The organism is Amycolatopsis sp. NBC_00438 (assembly GCF_036026695.1).
Taxonomy (GTDB): domain Bacteria; phylum Actinomycetota; class Actinomycetes; order Mycobacteriales; family Pseudonocardiaceae; genus Amycolatopsis.
The window spans coordinates 8,877,727-8,898,451 of the sequence record NZ_CP107923.1 but is presented as its reverse complement, the minus strand read 5'-3'; the positions used below and the strand labels follow the sequence as shown (position 1 = coordinate 8,898,451).

General features: G+C 71.8%; 22 protein-coding genes. 3 read left to right on the top strand and 19 right to left on the bottom strand.

Going from position 1 to position 20,725, the window contains the following annotated elements; genetic code table 11:
• Nucleotides 1–38: 38 nt before the first annotated feature.
• From OG494_RS40905 to OG494_RS40895, 3 genes are read right to left on the bottom strand one after another with little or no spacing between them, the layout of a single operon-like run.
• Complete coding sequence (locus tag OG494_RS40905; RefSeq protein WP_328448017.1) at nt 39–524, bottom strand: hypothetical protein; 486 nt, start codon at nt 522–524, stop codon at nt 39–41.
• Nucleotides 521–1,096, bottom strand: coding sequence for an RNA polymerase sigma factor (locus OG494_RS40900; RefSeq protein WP_442874343.1), 576 nt, complete (start codon nt 1,094–1,096; stop codon nt 521–523). Before OG494_RS40900 ends, OG494_RS40905 begins: the two co-directional genes overlap by 4 nt.
• Nucleotides 1,093–2,730, bottom strand: a complete 1,638-nt coding sequence (locus tag OG494_RS40895) for a S8 family peptidase (protein WP_328448013.1) — start codon at nt 2,728–2,730, stop codon at nt 1,093–1,095. Before OG494_RS40895 ends, OG494_RS40900 begins: the two co-directional genes overlap by 4 nt.
• Before the next feature lie 213 nt (nt 2,731–2,943).
• On the opposite strand from OG494_RS40895, the gene OG494_RS40890 reads away from it, so the two are divergent.
• Nucleotides 2,944–6,141, top strand: a complete 3,198-nt coding sequence (locus tag OG494_RS40890; protein WP_328448011.1) for a SpvB/TcaC N-terminal domain-containing protein — start codon at nt 2,944–2,946, stop codon at nt 6,139–6,141.
• Nucleotides 6,142–6,303: 162 nt separating this feature from the next.
• Here OG494_RS40890 and OG494_RS40885 read toward each other — a convergent pair whose 3' ends face one another.
• From OG494_RS40885 to OG494_RS40875, 3 genes are all read right to left on the bottom strand, one after another.
• Nucleotides 6,304–7,176, bottom strand: coding sequence for a sigma-70 family RNA polymerase sigma factor (locus OG494_RS40885; protein ID WP_328448009.1), 873 nt, complete (start codon nt 7,174–7,176; stop codon nt 6,304–6,306).
• Between the two features lie 67 nt (nt 7,177–7,243).
• Complete coding sequence (locus tag OG494_RS40880; RefSeq protein WP_328448007.1) at nt 7,244–7,882, bottom strand: hypothetical protein; 639 nt, start codon at nt 7,880–7,882, stop codon at nt 7,244–7,246.
• 147 nt (nt 7,883–8,029) lie between these two features.
• Entirely contained in the window at nt 8,030–9,277 is a 1,248-nt protein-coding gene (locus OG494_RS40875; RefSeq protein ID WP_328448006.1) for a S53 family peptidase, read from the bottom strand.
• A 268-nt stretch (nt 9,278–9,545) separates the two neighbouring features.
• Between OG494_RS40875 and OG494_RS40870 the strand changes: the two genes are divergently transcribed.
• Nucleotides 9,546–11,876: a chitobiase/beta-hexosaminidase C-terminal domain-containing protein gene (locus OG494_RS40870; protein WP_328448004.1), complete on the top strand. Its 2,331-nt coding sequence runs from the start codon at nt 9,546–9,548 to the stop codon at nt 11,874–11,876.
• 60 nt (nt 11,877–11,936) lie between these two features.
• On the opposite strand, the gene OG494_RS40865 is transcribed toward OG494_RS40870, so the two are convergent.
• Together OG494_RS40865 and OG494_RS40860 are read right to left on the bottom strand one after the other, a co-directional pair.
• The gene (locus tag OG494_RS40865; protein ID WP_328448002.1) at nt 11,937–12,785 is read right to left on the bottom strand and encodes an ion transporter; all 849 of its coding nucleotides are present in this window, start codon (nt 12,783–12,785) and stop codon (nt 11,937–11,939) included.
• 35 nt (nt 12,786–12,820) lie between these two features.
• A complete protein-coding gene (locus OG494_RS40860) occupies nt 12,821–13,300 on the bottom strand; it encodes a hypothetical protein (protein ID WP_328448000.1) in 480 nt (159 codons plus the stop codon).
• A 381-nt stretch (nt 13,301–13,681) separates the two neighbouring features.
• On the opposite strand from OG494_RS40860, the gene OG494_RS40855 reads away from it, so the two are divergent.
• Nucleotides 13,682–13,837, top strand: coding sequence for a hypothetical protein (locus tag OG494_RS40855; protein WP_328447998.1), 156 nt, complete (start codon nt 13,682–13,684; stop codon nt 13,835–13,837).
• 24 nt (nt 13,838–13,861) lie between these two features.
• Here OG494_RS40855 and OG494_RS40850 read toward each other — a convergent pair whose 3' ends face one another.
• The 11 genes from OG494_RS40850 to OG494_RS40800 are packed head-to-tail and all read right to left on the bottom strand — an operon-like array spanning nt 13,862 to nt 20,714.
• Nucleotides 13,862–14,305, bottom strand: coding sequence for a MarR family winged helix-turn-helix transcriptional regulator (locus OG494_RS40850; RefSeq protein WP_328447996.1), 444 nt, complete (start codon nt 14,303–14,305; stop codon nt 13,862–13,864).
• Between the two features lie 7 nt (nt 14,306–14,312).
• Nucleotides 14,313–15,668 (bottom strand): acetyl-CoA carboxylase biotin carboxylase subunit, encoded by a 1,356-nt coding sequence (locus OG494_RS40845; RefSeq protein ID WP_328447994.1) that lies wholly within the window; start codon nt 15,666–15,668, stop codon nt 14,313–14,315.
• Between the two features lie 5 nt (nt 15,669–15,673).
• Nucleotides 15,674–16,186 (bottom strand): acetyl-CoA carboxylase biotin carboxyl carrier protein, encoded by a 513-nt coding sequence (locus tag OG494_RS40840; RefSeq protein WP_328447992.1) that lies wholly within the window; start codon nt 16,184–16,186, stop codon nt 15,674–15,676.
• A 3-nt stretch (nt 16,187–16,189) separates the two neighbouring features.
• On the bottom strand, nt 16,190–17,890 hold the full coding sequence (accA, locus tag OG494_RS40835) for an acetyl-CoA carboxylase carboxyl transferase subunit alpha (protein WP_328447990.1): 1,701 nt from the start codon (nt 17,888–17,890) through the stop codon (nt 16,190–16,192).
• The gene (locus OG494_RS40830; RefSeq protein WP_328447988.1) at nt 17,887–18,066 is read right to left on the bottom strand and encodes a hypothetical protein; all 180 of its coding nucleotides are present in this window, start codon (nt 18,064–18,066) and stop codon (nt 17,887–17,889) included. Before OG494_RS40830 ends, accA begins: the two co-directional genes overlap by 4 nt.
• Nucleotides 18,063–18,377 (bottom strand): antibiotic biosynthesis monooxygenase family protein, encoded by a 315-nt coding sequence (locus OG494_RS40825; protein WP_328447986.1) that lies wholly within the window; start codon nt 18,375–18,377, stop codon nt 18,063–18,065. The genes OG494_RS40830 and OG494_RS40825 overlap by 4 nt, the downstream gene beginning before the upstream one ends.
• Nucleotides 18,374–18,718, bottom strand: coding sequence for an antibiotic biosynthesis monooxygenase family protein (locus tag OG494_RS40820; protein ID WP_328447984.1), 345 nt, complete (start codon nt 18,716–18,718; stop codon nt 18,374–18,376). The genes OG494_RS40825 and OG494_RS40820 overlap by 4 nt, the downstream gene beginning before the upstream one ends.
• On the bottom strand, nt 18,718–19,470 hold the full coding sequence (locus tag OG494_RS40815) for an SDR family NAD(P)-dependent oxidoreductase (RefSeq protein WP_328447982.1): 753 nt from the start codon (nt 19,468–19,470) through the stop codon (nt 18,718–18,720). The genes OG494_RS40820 and OG494_RS40815 overlap by 1 nt, the downstream gene beginning before the upstream one ends.
• Nucleotides 19,471–19,507: 37 nt before the next feature.
• Nucleotides 19,508–19,969: a DUF1772 domain-containing protein gene (locus tag OG494_RS40810; protein WP_328447980.1), complete on the bottom strand. Its 462-nt coding sequence runs from the start codon at nt 19,967–19,969 to the stop codon at nt 19,508–19,510.
• Between the two features lie 24 nt (nt 19,970–19,993).
• The gene (locus tag OG494_RS40805) at nt 19,994–20,452 is read right to left on the bottom strand and encodes an SRPBCC family protein (RefSeq protein ID WP_328447978.1); all 459 of its coding nucleotides are present in this window, start codon (nt 20,450–20,452) and stop codon (nt 19,994–19,996) included.
• A 1-nt stretch (nt 20,453) separates the two neighbouring features.
• Nucleotides 20,454–20,714, bottom strand: coding sequence for an acyl carrier protein (locus OG494_RS40800; RefSeq protein WP_247058700.1), 261 nt, complete (start codon nt 20,712–20,714; stop codon nt 20,454–20,456).
• Nucleotides 20,715–20,725 lie beyond the last annotated feature (11 nt).

The window sequence follows — 20,725 nt, the reverse complement described above, 5'->3', positions numbered from 1 at the left end:
TACGCCCCGGACCGACCGGCACGCCCGGAAAGCGCGGGTCACAACTCGATGGCCGGCGTGCTCACCGTCCTCGCGCGGCCGACTGTGCGGACCACGACCTGCACCATTCCGTGCGGTACACCGCAGACCGCGAACCGGCCTTCGGGGTCGGACGTCGTGGTCAGCGGGCCGCCGCTGGTGCGGACCTCGATCGGGTGCTCGTCCGGTGGGGTGAGCCAGCCGTCCAGGCGGATCGTGCCCGCCGGCTCGGGGCTCACGTTCACCATGATCGTCAGGCTTTCGCTGTCGAACGTGATGAGCCTGCCCTGCTCGGCCGCGCTCCTCGCGCCGACGAGTCCCTCCTCTTCGCGGATCCGCATCACTTCCAGGTCGACGTCCGCCAGCTGGATCGCGAACCGGATCTGGTCCACCAGCGTGCCGGGCATCGGGTCGGCGTCTTCCCACAGCTCGCGTACCCCGGCCAGCAGCCGGAGATCGAGCTCGTCCAAGGGCTCGTTGGCACCTGGTGGTTCGACGGTGGTCACAGCCAATCTCCTTCGCCGTTGGCGAGTAGCTGCTCACGCAGGCGCGCGAGGCAACGTCCCCTGGTCGGGCCGATACTCCCCCTCGGCATTCCCAGCCGGGCGCCGACTTCGGCGTAGTCCGGCCGGTGCACGAACGCCACGATCCGCAGCAGGCTGCGGCAGCGTTCGGGCAGTTTGTCGACCGCGCGCCACAACCGCGCGCGCTCGTCGTCGCGCAGCACCCCCTCCTCGGGTGCCGGTGACGCTTCGGCGAGCCGCTCCGGCAGTTCCGGCAGCGGCCGTTCGATCTGGCGTTTTTCCCCTGTCCGCCAGGCTTCCCTCTTGGTGACGGTGATCAGCCAGCCGGTGAGCGCCACCGGCGAGCGGATCTCCGCGAACGAGCCGAGCAGGCGCAGCCACGCCGTCTGCACGACGTCCGACGCCTGGTCGACGTCCAGGCCCTGGTCCCGCGCCACCTGCCAGAGCAGCGGCGTGAGCAGGACGACGAGTTCGTCCAGCGCCGCGCGGTCCCCGTCCCGCGCGGCGCCGAACAAGGCGGCGACCCGCCCGTGGTCCGTTTTGGCCACGGTCACAGTGCGCCCAGCGCGGTCCAAGCCCGCTTGACGACGGTGTCGCGGTCGACCGTGGCGAGGTCGGCGCCGGCCGTCTTGAGCAGCGTCTTGCCGATCTCCGCGGCGGCGAGCGGCGCGGCGAACGACGTGCCGTCCCAGACCGCGAAGCCGGCGCTGTAGTCGTCCGGGTCGAACGAGTTCCGGCCCTGCTCCGGCACTTCGTGGTCGGCCGACGCGCTGCCGCGGACGTCGTCCGGGTAGGTGCTGACGACGCCCGCGCCGGTCGCCCAGCAGCGGACCCACGGGCCTTCGTTGGAGAACAGCGCCTTGCTGGCGGTGCGGTCGGGGTTGAGCGCGCCGACGCTGATCACCTGCGGGCCGCCGTTCGGGCCGGGCGGCTGGTCGGCGAAGGCCGCCGGGTAGAAGCGGCGGGTGGTGGCGTCGTTGCCCGCGGCCGCGACGATGAGCACGCCGAGGTCGGTCAGGCCGGCGATCGCCGCGGCGAACTGGCCGGTGTAGGCGACGTCGACCGGGTTTTCCTCGTAGTAGCCCAGCGACAGCGAGACGAGGTCGACCATGTTCTCGGGCCGGTTGTTCGCCTGCGCGTCGCGCACCCGGTCGGCCAGCAGGTGCAGCGCGAGCAGCACGTCGCCTTCGTACGCGACGCCGTCGCTGTGCACCACGCGGATCGCGAGGGTGTCGGCTTCGGGGCAGGCCTGCCGGATGATGCCGGCGATGAACAGGCCGTGGCCGGTGTCGGTGTCGACGTCGCCGATCAGCGGCTGGCCGGTCGTCGGCGCGTCCCAGTAGTCGCTGAGCAGCTGCGTCGGCACGGTGACGCCGGAGTCGGTCTCCGCCTGCAGGATCGCCGCCTGGATGTCCGGCGCGACGGTGAGCCCGACGCCGGCGGGCGGCGGGCCGCTGCGGTCGGGCAGCCCGAACCACGGGTGCGGGCCGATGCCGGTGTCGAGCACCGCGATCACCGGCCGCCGGTGTGCGGGCTTGGTGCCGCGGTAGGGCGGTGCGGCGGACAGCGTGACCGGGATCCGGTTGGCGCCGCGCGTGCGCCCGTACGAGCTGCCCGCGCCGAAACCGCTGGTCTCCCAGGGAGTTCCGCCGAGACCGCTGGTCTCCCACGGCACCCCACCGAACACCGGCGTGGTGAACAGCAGGTGCTCCACGGAGACCGCGGCAGCAATTCTGGGGTCGATTTCCGGGTTCTCGCCCGCGGACGCGCCGCGCAGCAGCTGGACGGCCTTCCAGCAGTCGACGACGACCGGGTCGGAGTCCTCGCGCACGTGGAGCAGGGCCCGCGCCGGCAGGTCTTCGAGCTGCTGGGCCCGGGCGGTCGCCTTGGTGTCGCCGCCGCGGTCGGCCGGCTCGGCGTAGATGCCGATGCGGGCCAGCACACCGTTGATCGCGGCCAGGGTCCGCTCGTCGCGCAGGTAGCGGTTCGGCATGAGGAACACCCCCGGCCGGTACACGGTCGTGCGCGGCACGGGCCGGCCCGGCACCGCCGTCGACGTCGCCGGGTCGAGCACCCGCGCGCCGTGCCGGTCGAGCAGCTGCCTCGGTGGGGCCGGCAGCTCGTTCAGCGTGCCGGCGTCCTCCTTCGCCGCTCTGGAGCCCTCGTCCCTCACGAACCTGACCACCATCGGGTCCACCCTCTCGTTCGCCCCCGCCATTGATCACGACTGGTTACTCGGGAAAGACCGGGCAGCCGCCCCCGGGATACGGCACGGACGTCACGAATGCATAACTGCGACGGCAAACGGGTGAAGACGTATCTGACACCGGCGACTCACCCACTTGGACCCCGGAAGTCACCGGTGGCGCGCCAGTGCCACCCGGCATTCGGGGAGATCGCCATGGCTCTGCTCCGGTCGAGCGTCCAGGACGCGGCCCAGCCCGCACGGGTCCGCGGGCTGGGCCGCGCCTTCACGCCGGAACCCGCCACCGGTGGCGGGAGCTTCGCGGTACCGCTCGACCTGCCGGCAGGCCCGGGCGGCATCGCGCCGTCGCTGGTGCTGCGGTACGTCACCGGCGCGCCGAACGGGCCGTTCGGCGCGGGGTTCGCGGTGCCGTTGCCGAACGTCCGGCTGGACGACGGCCGCGCGCGGAGCCGGACCAGCGGCCGGCTCGCCCGCCGCGGCGAAGGTTTTGTGCTCACCGCGCGCTCGGGCGCCCGGCACTTCCTCGGCACCTCCGACGGCGGCCGCTCCGGCAGCCACGCGTGGCACCTCGAGCGGACCGAGGACGCGCTGGGCAACACCACGGCGTTCAGCTGGGCGCACCACAGCGGGCAGGCGTACCTGGCGCGCGTCTCCTACGGACCGTACGAAGTGGACTTCGCGTACGAGCCGCGGCCGGACGTCCTGGTCGAGGGCCGCGTGACGACGGCGCTGCGCTGCTCCCGGATCGACCTGCGGGTGCCGGACGCCGCGCACCCGCTCGTCCGGCGCTGGACCCTCGGTTACGACGCCGACGACAGCACCGGAGCGTCCGTGCTGGCGTCCGTCGCGCTGACCGGGTTCGACGCGCGGGGCGCCGAGGCGGCCGCGCCGGTGCTGCGCCTCGCCTACGCCCGTTCGGAACCGCCGGCCGCGCCGCGGGTCCGGCTCCCGGCGCGCACCCGCTCGCGGGGTGACACCGGCGTGCTGCTCCTCGACGCCGACGAAGAGCCGGTGCCGTACTACTCCCTCGAACCCGGCGACCTCCCGAACGCCGGGCGGCTCAGTGAAATCGACAACGGCATCGGCCTGCGCACCGCGATCGAGTACACGACGGTCGAGACGATCCCGGTGGTCCGGCGCGTCACGCTGCGCGAGGCGGCGACCGGGCACGCCGGCACCACCGAGTTCGAGTACCACGAGAGCCGGATCGGCGACGCCTTCACGGGGTTCGGCCGGGTCGTCCAGGACGAGCTCGGTGACGAGCACGCGCCCACCCTGCGGACCGTGCGCTGGTTCGGCGACGACGGGCGGCTGCGGCAGGAGGAGACCTTCGGCCTCGACGACTCGCCGGACGCCGCCCGGCCGTACCGCCGGGTCGAGCACCGCAGCCGTCCACAGTGGACCGAATCGGTGACGACCGTGTTCGAGCGCCAGGAGAAACCCGTCTCGGTCACCACGACGGAGTCGGACCTGGACGCCGCCGGGAACCCGGTCCGGGTGGTCGAGACGACCGAACGGCCCGGTCAGGAGCCGTCCGTGCGCGAGACGCGCACGACCTACGCGACCGACCCCGACCACCGGTTCACCGCGCTGCCCGCGCGGGTCCGCGAGCTGGACGGCGCCGGGAAAGTGCTGTCGGACAAGCTGTTCCGCTACGACGAGGGTCCGGACGGGACCGCCGGTTCGCAGGGACTGCTCACCGCGCGGGAGGAGCTGGTGCTCACCGACGCGCTCGTCGCCGACGTCTACGGTCCGGTCCCGCCGGACCTCGGCCGCCACGGCTACCACCGCCGTGACAACGAGGGCGGCTGGTGGGTCACGACGTTCCACCGGCGGCTCGACAACGTCACCGGGCTGCGGACCACGACCACCGGCCCGCGCGGCGACCACCACGAAGTGCGGTATTCGGAAGACCGCTGCTTCCCCGAGGTGGCCACCGATCCGGTCGGGAACGTCACGGCGACGCGGTACGACGTCCGGTCGGCGCGGGTCTGCGAGGTGACCGACCCGGCGGGCGCGGTCACCACCGTGACGCACGATCCCCTGGGCCGCCCGGAAACCGTCGTGCGCCCGGGCGACACGGCGGACCTGCCGACGCTGCGCCACCGCTACGACCACCACGGGCCGGTGCGGGTCACCACCGAGCAGCGCGCGGTGTCCGGCGAGGCGGAGGTGCTCACGACGGCGGAGGTGCGCGACGGCGCCGGGCGGCTGCTGCAGCGACGGCACGCCGAGCTCCTCGGCGACGTCGTCGACGAGCACCACGAGTACTGCGCGCGGGGCCTGGTCTGCCGGACGTCGCGGGCGTTCCGGATCGGCGGCCGGCGGGCCCCGGCGACCGAGTACCGGTACGACGCGCTGGCCCGGCCGGTGCGGGTGACCACCCCGGACGGCTCGGTCCGGACGTTCGAGCCCGGCGTGGTGGCGCCGCCCGCCGACGAACCGGTGCGCGACCTGCTCGGCCGGGTGCTGCGCGGCGCGGACGGCGTCGTCCACGTGCGGGACGCGGCCGGGAACTCGGCCCAGGCGTGGACCCCGGGCGGGCGCACGGTGTACCGCGTCCACGACGTGGCCGGCCGGGTGGCCGCGGTGCTGGTCGACGACCCGGCCGGGCCGCCGGTCACGACGTTCACCTACCACGACGGCGGGCTCCCGGTGCCGCTCGAAGCGGGCCCGCACAGCTGCGGGCGGCTGGTGCGCGTCACCGACGAATCGGGCGTCACGCTCATCGGTTACGACGCGCTCGGCCACCCGGTGACGAAGCGCTGGCGCCCGGCGCACGTGGCGATCGAGTACCGGCTCGACGTCGTCCGCCGCGCCGACGGGCGGCTCTCGCAGGTGACCTACCCCGACGCCGGGGACGGCCGGCTGACCGTGCGGCACCAGTACGACGACGTGAGCCGGCTGGTGAGCGTGCCGGGGTTCGTCGACGCCGTCCAGTACGACGTGCGCGGCCGCCGCACCGCGGTGCACTACGCGAACGGCGTCAGCGAGCACTTCGGGCCGGGACGGCACGTGGTCCGCGGCCCGCGGGGGCTGCTGCGCGAGATCGAGCCGCCCGCGGTCTCCGGGCTCCCGAAACCGCTGCCGGGCATCGAGATCCGGGACGTCTTCGGCCGGCTGCGCGGGATCCACGGCGACGACGGCGTCAACCAGCTCTACGGCTACGACCACACGGGGCGCCGGGTCCGCACGCTCGTCACCGACGGCGCCGGGGTGCACGAAGTCCTGTCACCGGACGACCTGTACTCGCTCGAGGACGGCGAACTGGTGATCGTGGTGGCCGAGGCGATCCGCCTGTACGCGGACGCGACGCGGCGCTACCTGCACTTCGACGCCCTGGACCGGATCGCGCTGGTCACGGACGAGACCGGCGCGGTCGTCGAGCTGTGAGGCTCACTTGCGGTGCTTGCCGCTCTCCGAGCTCTCGGTGCCCTTCTGGACGTCCGCGTCGTCGTCCTTCTTCTCGTGCTTCCCCACGTCGACCCCTCCCCTTGCGCCGATACTCCTCACGGTAGCACCAGGTAGTGGATCAACTCCACAGCGTGTGCGCGCTCAGTCGAGCACCGTCAGGTCGAGCCGGGCGAGCCGCACCGGGTCGGCGAGGATGTCGATCTCCACGATCCGGCCGCCCGCGACCGTGAACCCGAGCACCGAGAAGGGGTGCCCGTCGCGCGTGGCCACCACGCCGGCCGCGCCGTTGACCAGGGCGTGGCGGACCGTGCCGCCGCGCGCGCCGAGGCGGGAGAACGTCAGGGCCTGGCCGGCGACCGCCGCCGCGCCGGTGACCTCGATCGAGCCGCCCCGGTCCGCGCCGCGGTCCGCGCGCAGGACGACGTCCGGGTCGAGGACCGCGACGAGCGCTTCGAAGTCGCCGCCATGCGCGGCCGCGAGGAACGCGTCGACGACCGCACGCTGCCGGGCGAGGTCCGGGTCGGGCGCGACCGGCGCGCCCCGCACCCGGCGCCGGGCGCGGCTCGCGAGCTGACGGGTCGCGGCTTCGGAGCGGCCGACGATCGGCGCGATCTCGTCGAACGGCAGGGCGAACATGTCGCGCAGCACGAACGCCAGCCGCTCGCCCGGGGTGAGCGTGTCGAGCACGACCAGCAGCGCGAGGCCGACCGAATCGGCCAGCAGCGCCGACTCTTCGGGGCTGTCGTCCTCCCGGCTGACGATCGGGTCCGGCACGAACTCCTCGCGCCGGGCCTTGCGCGAGCGCAGCATGTCGAGGCAGACGCGCCCGACGACCGTGGTGAGCCAGCCGGCCAGGTTCCCGACGTCGGAAGTGTCACTCCGGCTGAGCCGCAGCCACGACTCCTGCACGGCGTCGTCGGCTTCGCTCAACGAGCCCAGCATCCGGTAGGCGACGGCCCGCAGGTGCTCGCGGTGGGTCTCGAAGCGGTGCGCCAGCCAGTCGGCGTCGTTCACGGGTTTTCCGTCCTTCGTTCAGGTGCCCTCCCCACCTTGACGGATCCCGCGAGCGGGATGTGACAGCTCAGTGCGTGAGCTCGCGCAGCACCCGCGCCGGATCGACGTCCACCGCGAGGTGCGTGCCCGGGTGCTCGCCCGGCTCGCCCCACGCGGCCGACACCCACAGCTCGGCGTAGTCCCCGCGGTCGACGGCCGGGAGCTGCCAGGTGAGCCGCGAGCCGTCCTGCTCGACGGCGTCGTCGGCCAGCGCCGCAGACCAGTACGGCGGCACGTGCTGCCCGGCCCGCGCGCAGCCGCGCAGCGCGTCGACGCCGGGCCCGCCGACGGTGACGACCGCGTCGGCGCTCTCGGCCGTGAAGCCGGCGTCGTGCGGGCTCACCTCCTGCGGCCCGAGCAGCTCGGCCTGGACGGCGAACTCGCTGAGCGGTTCCCGCGCCAGCACGCGGAAGATGGTGGTCTGCCGGGTGACGGCGGGACAGCCGTCGGGCGAGTGCGGCGTGCTCGACCCGGACAGCACGTCGAGCCGCACGGACCGGTGCCGCCACCGGCACAGCCACCCACCGGAGTCCAGGCCCCAGGTCAGCTCCGGCCGCGCCGGCACGTCCCAGCCGCCGACGCGCACGGCGAACCGCACGGCGCCGAGCGGCGTGGTGATGCCCAGCGCCCGCGGCCGTGTCGTCGACAGCACGTCGGTGTCCAGCATGCAGTGATCTTTACCCCGCCCCGGGATCCGCGAAAACGCGCGGCGCAAACGTCACCCGTCCGTGGAGGGTTTGACCGCCGGCCGCCACAAGTCCGCTGTGGACGATCACGGTGATCGTCCACAGCGGACTTTTCGGTGGTGCGTGAGTCAGAAGCCGCCGGTGCCGTTCGGCGTGCCCAGGCCGGTCGGGCCGTCGTAGCCGGCGCCCGCCGTGCAGAGGTACGTGCCGCCGCAGCTGCCGTTGTTACCCGACGTCACGTCGTTCAGGCTGCCCGTGTGGGCGTACGGGTACGAACCCGACGTCACCGCGTTGCCGGCCAGCGCGTACACGCTCGCGATCACCGGCGACGACAGGCTCGTGCCGCCGACCTGGACCCAGCCGTCGGCCCCCTGGGCTAGGCCCAGCGCCAGCAGCAGGTCGCAGAAAGCCGAGTTGCCGCAACTGTTGTACGTGTCGTAGACGCCGAGTCCGGTGGCCGGGTCGGCGACCGCCGAGACGTCGGCGACGGTCCGCTTCGCGCAGCCCGTGTCGTGCTGCCACGACGGCTTGGCCTCCAGTGTGGAACACCCGCTGCCACTGCCGTTCCACGTTGTTTCCGTCCAGCCGCGCGGGACGCTCGTGGACTTCTTCAGCGTCGTGCCGCCGACCGCCGTGACGTACGGCGAGGACGCCGGCCAGCTCACGCCGTAACCCGAGTCACCCGACGACGCCGTCACCGCGATGCCCGGGTGGTTCAGGTGCGCGTCCGCGGCCAGGATCGTCGGATCCTCGGTGCCGCCGTAACTGTTGGAGATGGCTACCACTCCCGGCGTCGCCGCGGCCGTATCGACCGCCGTCATCAACGGGTCGGTGTCCGGGGAGTCGGCCTCCACCAACAGGATGTGGCAGTCCGGGCAGGTCGCCGACACGGCGTCGAGGTCGAGACTGATCTCCTCGGCCCAGCCGTAGTCACCCGCCGGCAGCGGGCTCGCGGCGCCGTTCTGGTTGACCTTCTTGAAGCAGCCGTTGGCCGTCGTGCAGGCCGGAAGTCCGCGCGCGGCACGGAACTTCGCCAGGTCGGCCTCGGCGGTCGGCGCGTCCAGGGCGTCCACGACGGCCACGGTGCGGCCGTTCGCGTGCAGGCCGCCGAGGTTGTAAGCGGCCTGGATCTCGGCCGGGCCGTAACCCACCGGAGTCGACGTCAGCAGCGGGCCGGACCCCTTCGGCGACCGGATGGCCTTGCCGAGACAGTGCATCTTCCCGGGCATTTTCCCGGACGTGGCACAGCCGAAGCTGATCACGCCGCCGCTCTGCGACGGCGCGGCGTCGGCGGGGACGGCGGCGGCCACCGGGGCCGCGACGAGGGTGAAGGCCACAAGGGCCCGGACGAAGGTTCTGCCACGCGAAACAGTCATTCCTACTCCTCGGTAGGGGACCACGGTGTGGCACGGGATCGTCGCATGTCACACGATCGGGGTCACCCGACCGAAGTGGGTTTCTCGGTTCAGTCATTCGCCCACCGCCGGGCAAATCGGGTCATCGATCACAGAACGCCTCACCCTGACGGCTGATTGGTCCAGACAAGTGTTACCGATTCGTGATCGAAGCACCGCTGAGCGGGAGCTACTTTGTTGTGACTCGCAACAAATGCTCGTGGATCCCCAACGGCGGAGGTGTCACGGCGTGGCCCGGACCTTTGAAAAGCTTCGACGACGCCGGCGCGGCGCCGTCGCCCTCACCGCAGCAGCCCTCTTGCTAGGCGCCGGGCTCAACGCCCCGGCCGCCCTGGCCGCGGACGACTACACACAGAGCGTCACGCAGCTCAGCTCGACGCAGCTGCAGCTCAACTTCACCCCGACGACCCCCGCGGTGTACGTGGACGTCCACTACACCGGCGTGCCGGGCGTCGGGCAGCAGAACGTCCGGATGACCAACGCCTCCGGCACGTGGCACTCCACCGTCAACGGCCTGAGCAGCGGAAACACGCTCGACTACTGGTTCACCTACGAGAAGAGCGGGCCGCAGTACGACACCCCGCACTTCACCTTCACCGTGGGTGGCGGCGGCACGACGACGGTCGCGGCGCCGACGTTCAGCCCGCCCGGCGGGACGTACTCGACGACCCAGACGGTGACGATCAGCAGCGCCACCTCCGGCGCGACCATCCGGTACACAGTGGACGGTTCGACGCCCACCGCGTCGTCGCCGCAGTACACCGCGCCGATCAGCGTCCCGGCTTCGCGGACGGTCAACGCGATCGCGCTGAAGTCCGGTTCGACGACCTCGGCGGTGTCGAGCGCGACCTACACGATCGGCACCCAGGCCGGCTGCCCGACGCAGTCGGACACCCCGAACTTCGGGTCCAACGTGCGGATCTTCGACCCGAGCATGTCCGCGGCGACGATCCAGGCGCAGCTGGACACCGACTTCAACAACCAGAAGGACACGCTCACCGCGCAGTTCGCGGACCGGCGCGTCGCCCACCTGTTCAAGCCGGGCACGTACAACAACGTGCACGACAACGTCGGCTTCTACACCTCGGTGGCCGGCCTCGGCCAGAACCCGGGCGACGTCCTGATCAACGGCGACGTCACGGTGGACGCGTTCAACGCCTCCGACAACGGCGTCGCGCTGCAGAACTTCTGGCGCTCGGCGGAGAACCTGGCGGTCAACCCCTCCGGTGGCCAGGAGCGCTGGGCGGTCGCGCAGGCCGCGCCGTTCCGCCGGATGGACGTCCGCGGCGGGCTGCAGCTCTACCCGGCGAGCTACGGCTACGCGAGCGGCGGCTACATCGCCGACACGAAGGTGGCCGGCCAGGCCGCGTCGATCTCGCAGCAGCAGTGGTACACCCGCGACTCGCAGCTCGGCAGCTGGAACGGCGGCGTCTGGAACATGGTCTTCTCCGGCACCAGCGGTGCGCCGGCGACCACGTTCCCGAACCCGCCGGAGACGACACTGGCGACCACGCCGGTCTCCCGCGACGTGCCGTACCTGTACGTCGACGGCACCGGCAAGTACCGCGTGTTCCTGCCTTCGCTGCGCACCAACGCGTCCGGCCCGAGCTGGGCGAACGGCAGCACCCCGGGCACGTCGGCGCCGATGAGCCAGTTCTACGTCGTCAAGGCCGGTGACACGGCCTCGTCGATCAACAACGCGCTCGCGGCGGGCTGCAACCTGTTCTTCACGCCGGGCATCTACCACCTCAACCAGACGCTCAACGTGACCCGCGCCAACACGACGATCCTCGGCATCGGCTACCCGACGCTGGTGCCGGACAACGGCGTCAACGCGATGCAGGTGTCCGATGTGGACGGCGTGCGGCTCAAGGGGCTGCTGTTCGACGCCGGCACCACGAACTCGCAGGCGTTGCTGACGGTCGGCCAGTCCGGCTCGACGGCGTCCCACGCGGCGAACCCGACAACGGTCCAGGACGTGTTCTTCCGGATCGGCGGCGCGATCGCCGGCAAGGCGACCAACAGCCTGATCGTCAACAGCGCCAACACGATCATCGACCACATCTGGGCCTGGCGCGCCGACCACGGCAACGCGGGCACGGTCGGCTGGAACACGAACACGGCCGAGACGGGCTTGGTGGTCAACGGCGCGAACGTGCTGGCGACCGGCCTGTTCGTCGAGCACTACCAGAAGTACCAGGTGATCTGGAACGGCCAGGGCGGGAAGACGATCTTCTTCCAGAACGAGATGCCCTACGACGTGCCGAACCAGGCGTCGTGGAACGCGCCATCGGGGGTCGCGGGGTACGCCGCGTACAAGGTCGGAGCGAACGTGACGTCCCATGAGGCCTGGGGTCTCGGGAGTTACTGCTTCTTCGACACGAACCCGGCGGTGTCCAGCTACCACGCGTTCGAGGTGCCGAACAACAGCGGCGTGAAGTTCCACAGCCTGCTGACGGTGTCGCTCAACTACCGCGGCACGATCACCCACGTCATCAACGACACGGGCGGGGTCACGCCTACGGGCACCGTGCCGGTCAACGTGGTGAGCTACCCGTAACCGGGTAACACAATGAAGGCCTCCTTGCCGGACCCGACCCCGGCGAGGAGGCCTTCGTCGTCAGGGCTTGCGGTGCAGCGTGTCGTATTCGTGAGCCGCTTCGCGCTGGGTTCGCGTCGGCAGCTTGTGTTGCTCGTCTTCGGCGTCGAGGTCGTTGAGGCCGAGCTGGACGGCTTGGCGGATCTGCTCGCGGTTGTCGCGCACGACCGTGGAGAAGAAGTCGTCGATCCGCGGGTCGAGCAGGACCTCCAGCAGCACGCGGAAGGAAGTGTCGACGACCGTCCGGACGATCTCGTCGTGGAACGGCAGCCGCTTGAGCTTGCCGAGCTGCGGGTCGGCGGCGATCTTCTCGGCGATGATCGTGCGCAGCTCGTCCTTGTTGGCGCCGAGCGACTTCGCCAGGTTCTCGGGGTAGTTGCCGGTCTCGAGGACCTTGACGACCTCGTCGAGCACGGCGATGGTCACCGGCTTCTTGATGGCCTTCACGATCGGCTCGGACAGTTTGTCGACAAGCCGATAAGTGAACTGCTCCCCGACGGCCCGGTCCGCGGCCCGCCCGATCCGGATCAGCAGCAGCACGACACCGATGAACTTGTGCCCGGCGATGAACGGGTGCGCGACGGGGATCATGGCGAACAGCTCGTACCAGTTGCGCACGAGGAACTTCTTGGCCCACTTGCGCTTGCGCCACCGCCACAGGAACTCGCCGAGGAAGATCGCGCAGATCCCGCAGTCGATGTAGAAGAGCACCAGGCCGACGTCCCGCGCGGGCGGGCTGAGGAGCGTGAACCCCAGCAACCCCACCGAACCGGCGGCCAGGATGAGCATGATCCAGTCGTCGGCGCGCACGTTCCCGGGCAGAATCCCGCTGTTGAGCTCCGGCTCGCGGGCTTCGCGAAGGGTGGCCATGCCCGATGATGGCACGGACGGCGCTCCCGAGCCGGTCAGCAGCGCCGCCGGTAGTAGCTCCACGTCACCGCGCCCAGCAGCGGCGCCCACAGCAGTACCGGCAGGTAACACGCCACGAGCAGGACGTGCCCGGCCGGGTGGGAGAACGCGACGAGCCCGAAGTCCGGAAAGTCCCGGAAGGCGAAGCCCCAGATCACCGCGAGCGCGACCGCCCCGGCCGCCGCGGGTCCGATAGCGGCCCACGGCGCCACGCGACGCCTGCCCAGCAGCGGCACCCACCGCGGCACCCGCTCACCCCACGGCCGCACGAGCCCGAGGGTCAGCAGCGCGAGCGCCTCGGAAACCACACTGAGCCCGACGATGTAGGCCGCGTCCCCGCCGACATCGGCGTCTTCGATCCGAAGCCCGAGCGGCAACCCGGCGACCAAGGCGATCCGCCACAACCCGGACGGCAAGGTCACCAAGGGCACCAGATGCGCGGCGACGACGGCCCAGCGAGGAGGCGTTGTAGTCATGCACCCGATCGTCGACGCGCGACCGGCGCCGGAACTCCCTCCCGGGGTGGAACCGGCCCGGACCCGCGAGGGAACCAGCCAAAAACAGGACACTTGCCGATGAATCGGCACCTCGAGGTAGCGAAACCGGAGCCGATACCGATCAATCGACAGGAAACTTCGATCCAGTCGTGAGGAAACCGCCATGACCACGCACTGAACTCCGAGCCGAGACGGCCGCCCGGACCCCGCGGCCGGATACCTCGGAAGCTCCTGCCGGGCAACGGGAAACACCTTGTCGGCGTCGCCGTCGCACGCGCACCATCAATGCAGTCCCCCGATTTCGCGTCCACGTCGAAATCGTCGAAGTCCGGCTGAGCCGGGAAATTCGAGGAGTCTGCCATGATGGTCGTCTGTTCTTTTTCGTCGCTGGTCCGGGCCGCGCTGCTGCTCGTCGCACTCGCCTTGGTGGCCGGACTGGCCCTGGCCGGACCGGCCGCCTCGGACCCGGGCCCGGCGCCCACCTCACCCACCACGTCCGAGCCGGTCGAGCACTGACCGACGTGACCCTCGACAGCCGTTTCAAGCCGGCTCGTCCGGTAGCGCCGCCAGCCAGAGGGTCAAGCAGCGCTCCACCGCCAGCAGCTCCGCCACCGTGCAGTTCGACAGCACCGCCTCCGGCAGGCGGGACAGCGCCTCCCTCGCCGTCGCCACCCGGGCCGCTCCCGAGGGGGTGCACTCCACCAGGATGCGACGGCGGTCCAGGCGGTCTTTTCGGCGGTGGAGGTGGCCCGCTCGTTCCAGGCGGTCCAGCATTCCCGTCACCGCGCCCGTCGAGAGCTGCGTTTCCAGGGCGAGGCGCCCCGCGGTCACCGGGCCGTCGGCGCCGCGGAGCGTTTCCAGGCACTGGTACTCGCGGAACGTCAGGCCCAGGCCGCGGGTCACCGCGTCGAGGCGCTCGCGCAACGCCGTTCCGAGGCGGCCGCCCAGGTCGGCGATGCGGCCCGGGTCCGGGGCCGTGCGCATCGCCGCCTCACTTCCGCAGCAACGAGGTGCTGTGCTGGCCCGCCCGGAACACCGGGTCGGCCAGGACTTCCTGCAGCAGCTCGCTCGTCGTGCTGATGCCCGGCCCCGCGATCCGGAACTCGGCGAGCGCGCGCCGCATGCGGGCGATCGCCTGGTCGCGGTCGGGGGCCCAGACGATCACCTTGGCCAGCAACGAGTCGTAGTACGGCGGGACGTGCCAGCCCGCGTACGCGTGCGTGTCCACCCGGACGAACTGGCCGCCCGGCGGGACGAACTCGCTCAGCAGGCCCGGGCACGGCGCGAAGTCGCGGCGCGGATCCTCGGCGTTCACCCGGCACTCGATCGCGACGCCGTTGGGGCGCACCTCCTCCTGCGTCACCGACAGCGGCAGGCCCGCCGCGACGCGGATCTGCTCGCGGACCAGGTCGATCCCGGTGACCGCCTCCGTCACCGGGTGCTCCACCTGGATCCGGCAGTTCACCTCGATGAACGCCGCTTCGTCACCGTCCACCAGGAACTCGAACGTACCGGCGCCGGTGTAACCGACCGCCGCCGCGCCGCGGACGGCCGCCTGGGTGAGCCGCTCGCGCAAGGCCGGCGGGAGCAGCGGGGCCGGGCTCTCCTCGATCAGCTTCTGGTGCCGCCGCTGCACCGAGCAGTCACGCTCGCCGAGGTGCAGCACCGTGCCGTGGTTGTCGGCCAGCACCTGGACCTCGATGTGCCGCGCGTTCTCCCAGTACCGCTCGAGGTAGACGCGGTCGTCGCCGAACACGCCGCGGGCCGTCGCGCGGGTCGTGCGGAACGTCGGGAGCAGCTCGTCCCACTCCCGGACCACCGACATGCCGCGACCACCGCCACCCGCGGACGCCTTGATGATCACCGGCAGGCCGACGCGCTTGGTGGTCTCGACCAGCTCGGCCGGTGAGGCGATGGCCTCGGCCGAACCGGGCACCACCGGCAGGCCGGCCGCGGCCATCAGCTCGCGCGCGGTCGCCTTGTCGCCGAGGCGCGCCATGACGTCCGGGTGCGGGCCGATGAACACGATGCCGTTCTTGTCGCAGATCTCGGCGAAGTCCGGGTCCTCCGACAGGAACCCGTACCCGGGGTGGATCGCCTCCGCGCCGGTGCGCAGCGCGGCCTCGATGATCATCGCCGGGTACAGGTAGCTCTTGCGCGGTGCCCCCGGCCCGATCTGCACCGCCTCGTCGGCCAGCCGGACGGCGGCCGAGTCGCGGTCGGCCGTCGAGTGCACGACGACCGTGCGGATCCCCATCTCGCGGCAGGTCCGCACGACGCGCAGCGCGATCTCGCCGCGGTTGGCGACGAGGATCTTGCGGAACGGCGGGTCAGACTGGGAAGTCACGCGCGTCACCCTTCGGTTCGCGGCCGGAGCAGCAGCAGCGGCTGGCCGTACTCGACGGACTCGGCGTCACCCGCGACGATCTCCGCGACGACGCCGGCCTCCTCGGCGAGGATCGGGTTCATCAGCTTCATCGCCTCGACGATGCCCACCTGCGTGCCGACCTCGATCTCGTCGCCGACCTCGACGAACGGCCGCGCCCCCGGCTCGGGGCACCGGTAGAAGGTGCCGACCACCGGGGCCGCCACCGCCACCAGGTCCTCGGCCGGGTCGCTCACCTCGGGCCGGGCCGCGACGGCGACCCCCTCGGTGACGCGCACCCCGACCGGCCACTCGACCTCGATGCTGGCGCAGCCGAACCGCACCACGGCCCGGCTCGGCGGCTCCGGCGCCGCGCGGACGGCGTCGGCGAGGCTGCGCCCGAGGATCGCCATGGCGTCCTCCGCGTCGAGCCCGCCGAACGTCGAGGCCGGCAGCACCGAGTCCTCGTCGGTCGTCATCTCGGGATAAGTCCTGGTCATGACTCAGCTCCGTTCCCGCGCCGCTTCAAGGGTCCCGAACCGGCGGAACTTGGCCCGCCGGGCCGCGGCCAGGCCGGCGCCGTCCCGGCCGCGCAGCTCGCGCAACGCGCACACGACGGCGTCACGCACGAGCAGTCCCGCGCGGGCCGGGTCGCGGTGCGCCCCACCGGGTGGCTCGGGCACCACCCCGTCGATGACGCCCAGGTCCAGCAACGACCTCGCGTCCACCCGCAGCGCTTCCGCGGCGACGCCGGCCGCCGCCGGGTCGCGCCACAGGATCGCGGCGCAGCCTTCGGGGCTGATCACCGAGTAAGTCGCGTTTTCGCAGAGCAGCACCTGATCGCCGACGGCCAGCGCGAGCGCGCCGCCGCTGCCGCCCTCCCCGGTGACGACGCTGACCACCGGCACCCGCAGCCCGCCGAGCACCCGCAGGCACTCCGCGATCGCGCCGGCCTGCCCGGCGCGTTCGGCGTCGAGGCCGGGGTGCGCGCCCGGGGTGTCGATCAGGGTCACCACCGGCACGCCGAGCTTGCCCGCCAGCCGCATCAGCCGCGCGGCCTTGCGGTAGCCCGCCGGCGACGGCATACCGAAGTTGCGGCGCACCAGTTCGTCGGTCGCGTGGCCCTTCTGGTGGCCGATCAGCATCACCGGCAGCCCGTCGATGGCGGCGAGGCCGCCGACGATGGCCGGGCAGTCCTCACCCGCGCGGTCGCCGTGCAGCTCGACGAACCCGTCGAGCCAGGCGCCGGCGTGGTCGAGCGTCGTCGGCCGGTCGGGGTGCCGGGCCAGCTCGACGGTCTGCCGGATGTCGCGCCGGTCCAGCGCGACGACGTCGCGGATCACCGGGTCGGTGTCGCTCTCGCCCCAGTCCGGGTCGACCGGCCGGGTCGCGGTGAACAGCGCCGCCAGCACGAACGGCAGTTCGGCGCGGGCGCGGACGTCGTCGACGAGCCCGTGCTCCAGCAGGAACTCCGACGACTGGAAGCCTTCCGGCAGCCGCTGCCGGATCGTCTGCTCGATGACGCGCGGGCCGGCGAACCCCATGCGGGCGCCCGGTTCCGCGACGATCACGTCGGCGAGCGTCGCGAACGACGCGGCGACCCCGCCGAACGTCGGGTCGGTGACGAGGGTGACGGTCAGCAGGCCGGCCTCGTCCAGCGCGGCCATCGCGTTGCTGGTCTTGGCCATCTGCACCAGCGACAGCACGCCTTCCTGCATCCGGGCGCCGCCGGACGCGGTGACGACCAGCAGCGGGACGCGGTCGGCGAGCGCCGTCTCGGCGGCCGTCGTGATCGCTTCGCCCGCGGCCGCGCCGAGGCTGCCGCCCAGGAACCCGAAGTCCATCACCGCGACCACCACGGGCGCGCCCCGGATGGCACCCCGCGCGACGAGCACCGCGTCCGACGTCCCGGTGGCTTCCCGCGCCTTGGCCAGCCGTCCCTCGTAGGGCTGCAGGTCGGTGAACTCCAGCGGGTCGTGCACGGTCGCGGCGGGCTCGACCAGCTCGGCCGAACCCGGGTCGAGCAGCAGGTCCAGCCGTTCGGCCGCGGTCAGCCGGAAGTACCGGCCGCACTCGTAGCAGACCTTGGCGCCGCGCTCGAGGCGCTTGCGGTAGAGCAGCGAACGGCAGTCCGGACAGGACAGCCACTCCTCCTCCACCGGCCCGGCCGTGTCCGGCGGGCGGTTCGTCACCGAAGTCGTCATGACGCACCGTCTCCCTCATGCGTGTCGAAAAGGTGTTCGTCGGTTTCCCCGGCGGATTCCGGGGCCGGGCTGAACGGCGGCTGCCCGGCCAGCGCGCCGCCGCACTCGATCAGCACGCCGAGCACGGCCCGGCCCGCCGAGCGCCACCGCGGTTCCGTCGTGAAGTCGGCGGTCACGGCGCGACGTGGGTCGCGGCGACCCGGTAGACGGCGAACGGCCGCGCCAGCGACAGATCGCGGTAGGGCCGCAGCGGCGCCGTCTGGTCCTTGTGCCCGGCGCCCTGCTCCCAGGCGTCGAACGCGGCCTGGTCGGCCCAGGAGCTGACCACCACGAAGCCGTTCTCGGCGTGGACCGAGCGCAGCAGCTCGTTGCCCAGCAGGCCGGGTGTGCCGGCCAGCCGTTCGCTGGCTTCGTGGTAGGCCGCTTCGATGCCGGCGGCGTCGTCGGTCACGTGGTAGAGCAGGACGCGCACGCCGCCGTCGGTCACCGGGTCACCGCCCATTCGGCGTGCGCGCGGCCCGCGTCGGCGCTCCCGGGCAGGTGGGCGACGACGTGCATGGTCGTCATCGAGCCGCCCGACCGGTACGGGTGCAGCTTCTGCCGGTGCTCCAGGTGCCGGTCGCTGGTCTCGAACTCGCGGAAGCGCGGCTCGTCGACCCAGTCACTGACGATGTAGTAGACGCCGTCCTCGTCGGACCGCGACAGCCACTGTCCGAGGTTCGCCGGGTGCGACGTCACCGAGTCGCCGATCTCCGCCCAGACGCGCTCGAACTCGCCGCCCAGGCCGGGCTTGATCTCCATGCGCAGCATGACGCGGAAGGCGGCCATCACGCGATCCCGCCGTCGACGGAGACGACCGAGCCGGTCACGTACCGCGCGTAGTCACTGCTGAGCCAGGACACCGCGCCGGCGACCTCGTCGGGCGTGCCGAGGCGGCCGAGCGCCGTCTTGTCGCTGTAGCGCTGGATCATCAGCGCGCGCTGCTCTTCCGGCATCGCGTCGATGGCCTCGGTGTGGATCATGCCGAGGGACAGGATGTTGAAGCGGATACCTCGTGAACCCAGTTCACGGGCAACCGACCTGTGGAGTCCGTGCAACGCCGCTTTGGTGGTGGTGTAGTGCGCCCGCAGCGGGATGCCGACCTCGATCGACTTCGAACTCATGCTCATCACCGAACTTCCCTCGTGCAGCAAGGGAAGCGCGCCCTGGATGACCAGGTGCACGGCCGTGACGTTGGTGTCGAGCGTCCGCTGCCAGTCCTCGAGCGACAGCTTCTCGTACGGCACGTGGTTGATGATCGCGGCGTTGTTGACGATGACGTCGAGCTGCCCGAACCGCGTCCGGCATTCACCGAGCAACTCGGTGATCTGTGCCGGGTCGGCCAGGTCGGCGCGCACGACGTGGTGGCTGCCGCCGATCTCCTTCAGTTCGCGCTCCAGCGAAAGGGCGGCTTCGCCCTCCTGCCGGTAGCACGTGACGACGTCGACGCCCTGGCGTGCCAGCGCGAGCACGACGCCGCGGCCGACCCCGCGCGTCCCGCCGGTCACGAGTGCCTTCTTGCCTGCCAAACCGAGATTCATCAGGTCCTCCGTGTTCTGGTGACGTGGGCGTCGCGGCTCACAGCGACAGGCCGAGCGCGAGGCAGTTGGCGAGCAGGGCGAGCACCGACAGCACGGTGCGCGTCCGGTTCCACCGGCCCCACCCCGGCCGCGGGTCGCGACCGGCGAAGTCGGCGGGCAGGTCGTCCGGGTCGAGGGCCCGCACCCACTTGTTGACCGGGACGTTCTTGAGCAGGGAGATGGTGATCGTGGCCAGCGCGAGCACGGTCGCGGCCAGGAACAGCGGCCGCGTGCCGGCCGCGTCCGCGACCAGCGCGAGCGTGACGTCGCCGAGCACCGTCACGATCAGGCAGGCCGGCATGAACGGGTCGTAGCGCGTGGCGAAGAAGGCGTGCGCGTGCACGTATCGATCCGCCGGCAGGCTCTGGAGCAGTGGCCAGCCCCCGAGCTGGGTTCCCATCAGGACTCCCGCGGCGAGGCCGTTGGCCAGGATCACGAGCGGGACGAGCACCTGCAGCACCGCGCACCTCCTTCGTTACTCGCTTCAGACCGCGGCGCGCGCGGCGGCCTCGACCTTGTCCTTGATCAGCAGCATCTGGACCGGGGTGTTGGTGTTGAGCCGGTCCTGCATCGCCCGGTCGCCGACCGGCGCCTGCGGCTTCATCTCGAAGTCCTGCACCCAGCGCATCCGGGTGCCTCCGGGGACCGCGAAGTACTCCCAGTAGATCCACATGTACTTGAACGGGCCGGTCTCGACGCGCTGCGAGCGCACGGTGTGCGTGGCCTCGTCCGGCGTCCGCGCGGACACCCAGCTCCAGACTTTGCCGTTCTCGTCCGGGTGCAGCGCGAGGCGGAACCGGATCGTGCCATCCTTTTCGGACAGTACGGTCGCCTCGGAGTACTCGCTGAACAACGTCGTCCACGTCGGGATGTCGTTGGTCATCGCCCAGACGAGCTCGAGCGGCGCGTCGATGACGATCTCGTTGTCGGTGTGCCCGGCCATGTCAGACGGCCGCCTTCGAGAGCAGGTCGTTGACGAACGCGACGGCGTCGCCGGGCGTGGTCGTCTCCGAGACGGCGTCGTCCGGCAGGCTCACGCCGTAGCGGCGCTCGACCTGGCTGCGCAGCTCGAGCATGGCCAGGGAGTCGTAACCGAGGTCCGCGAACTCGACGCCGGCGATGTCGCCGTCCAGCTCGACGCCCTCGTCGACGCCGGCGCTGGTCGTCATGATCTCCTTGAGCTCCAGCAGGGTGAACTCGCTCATGGGTTTCTCCG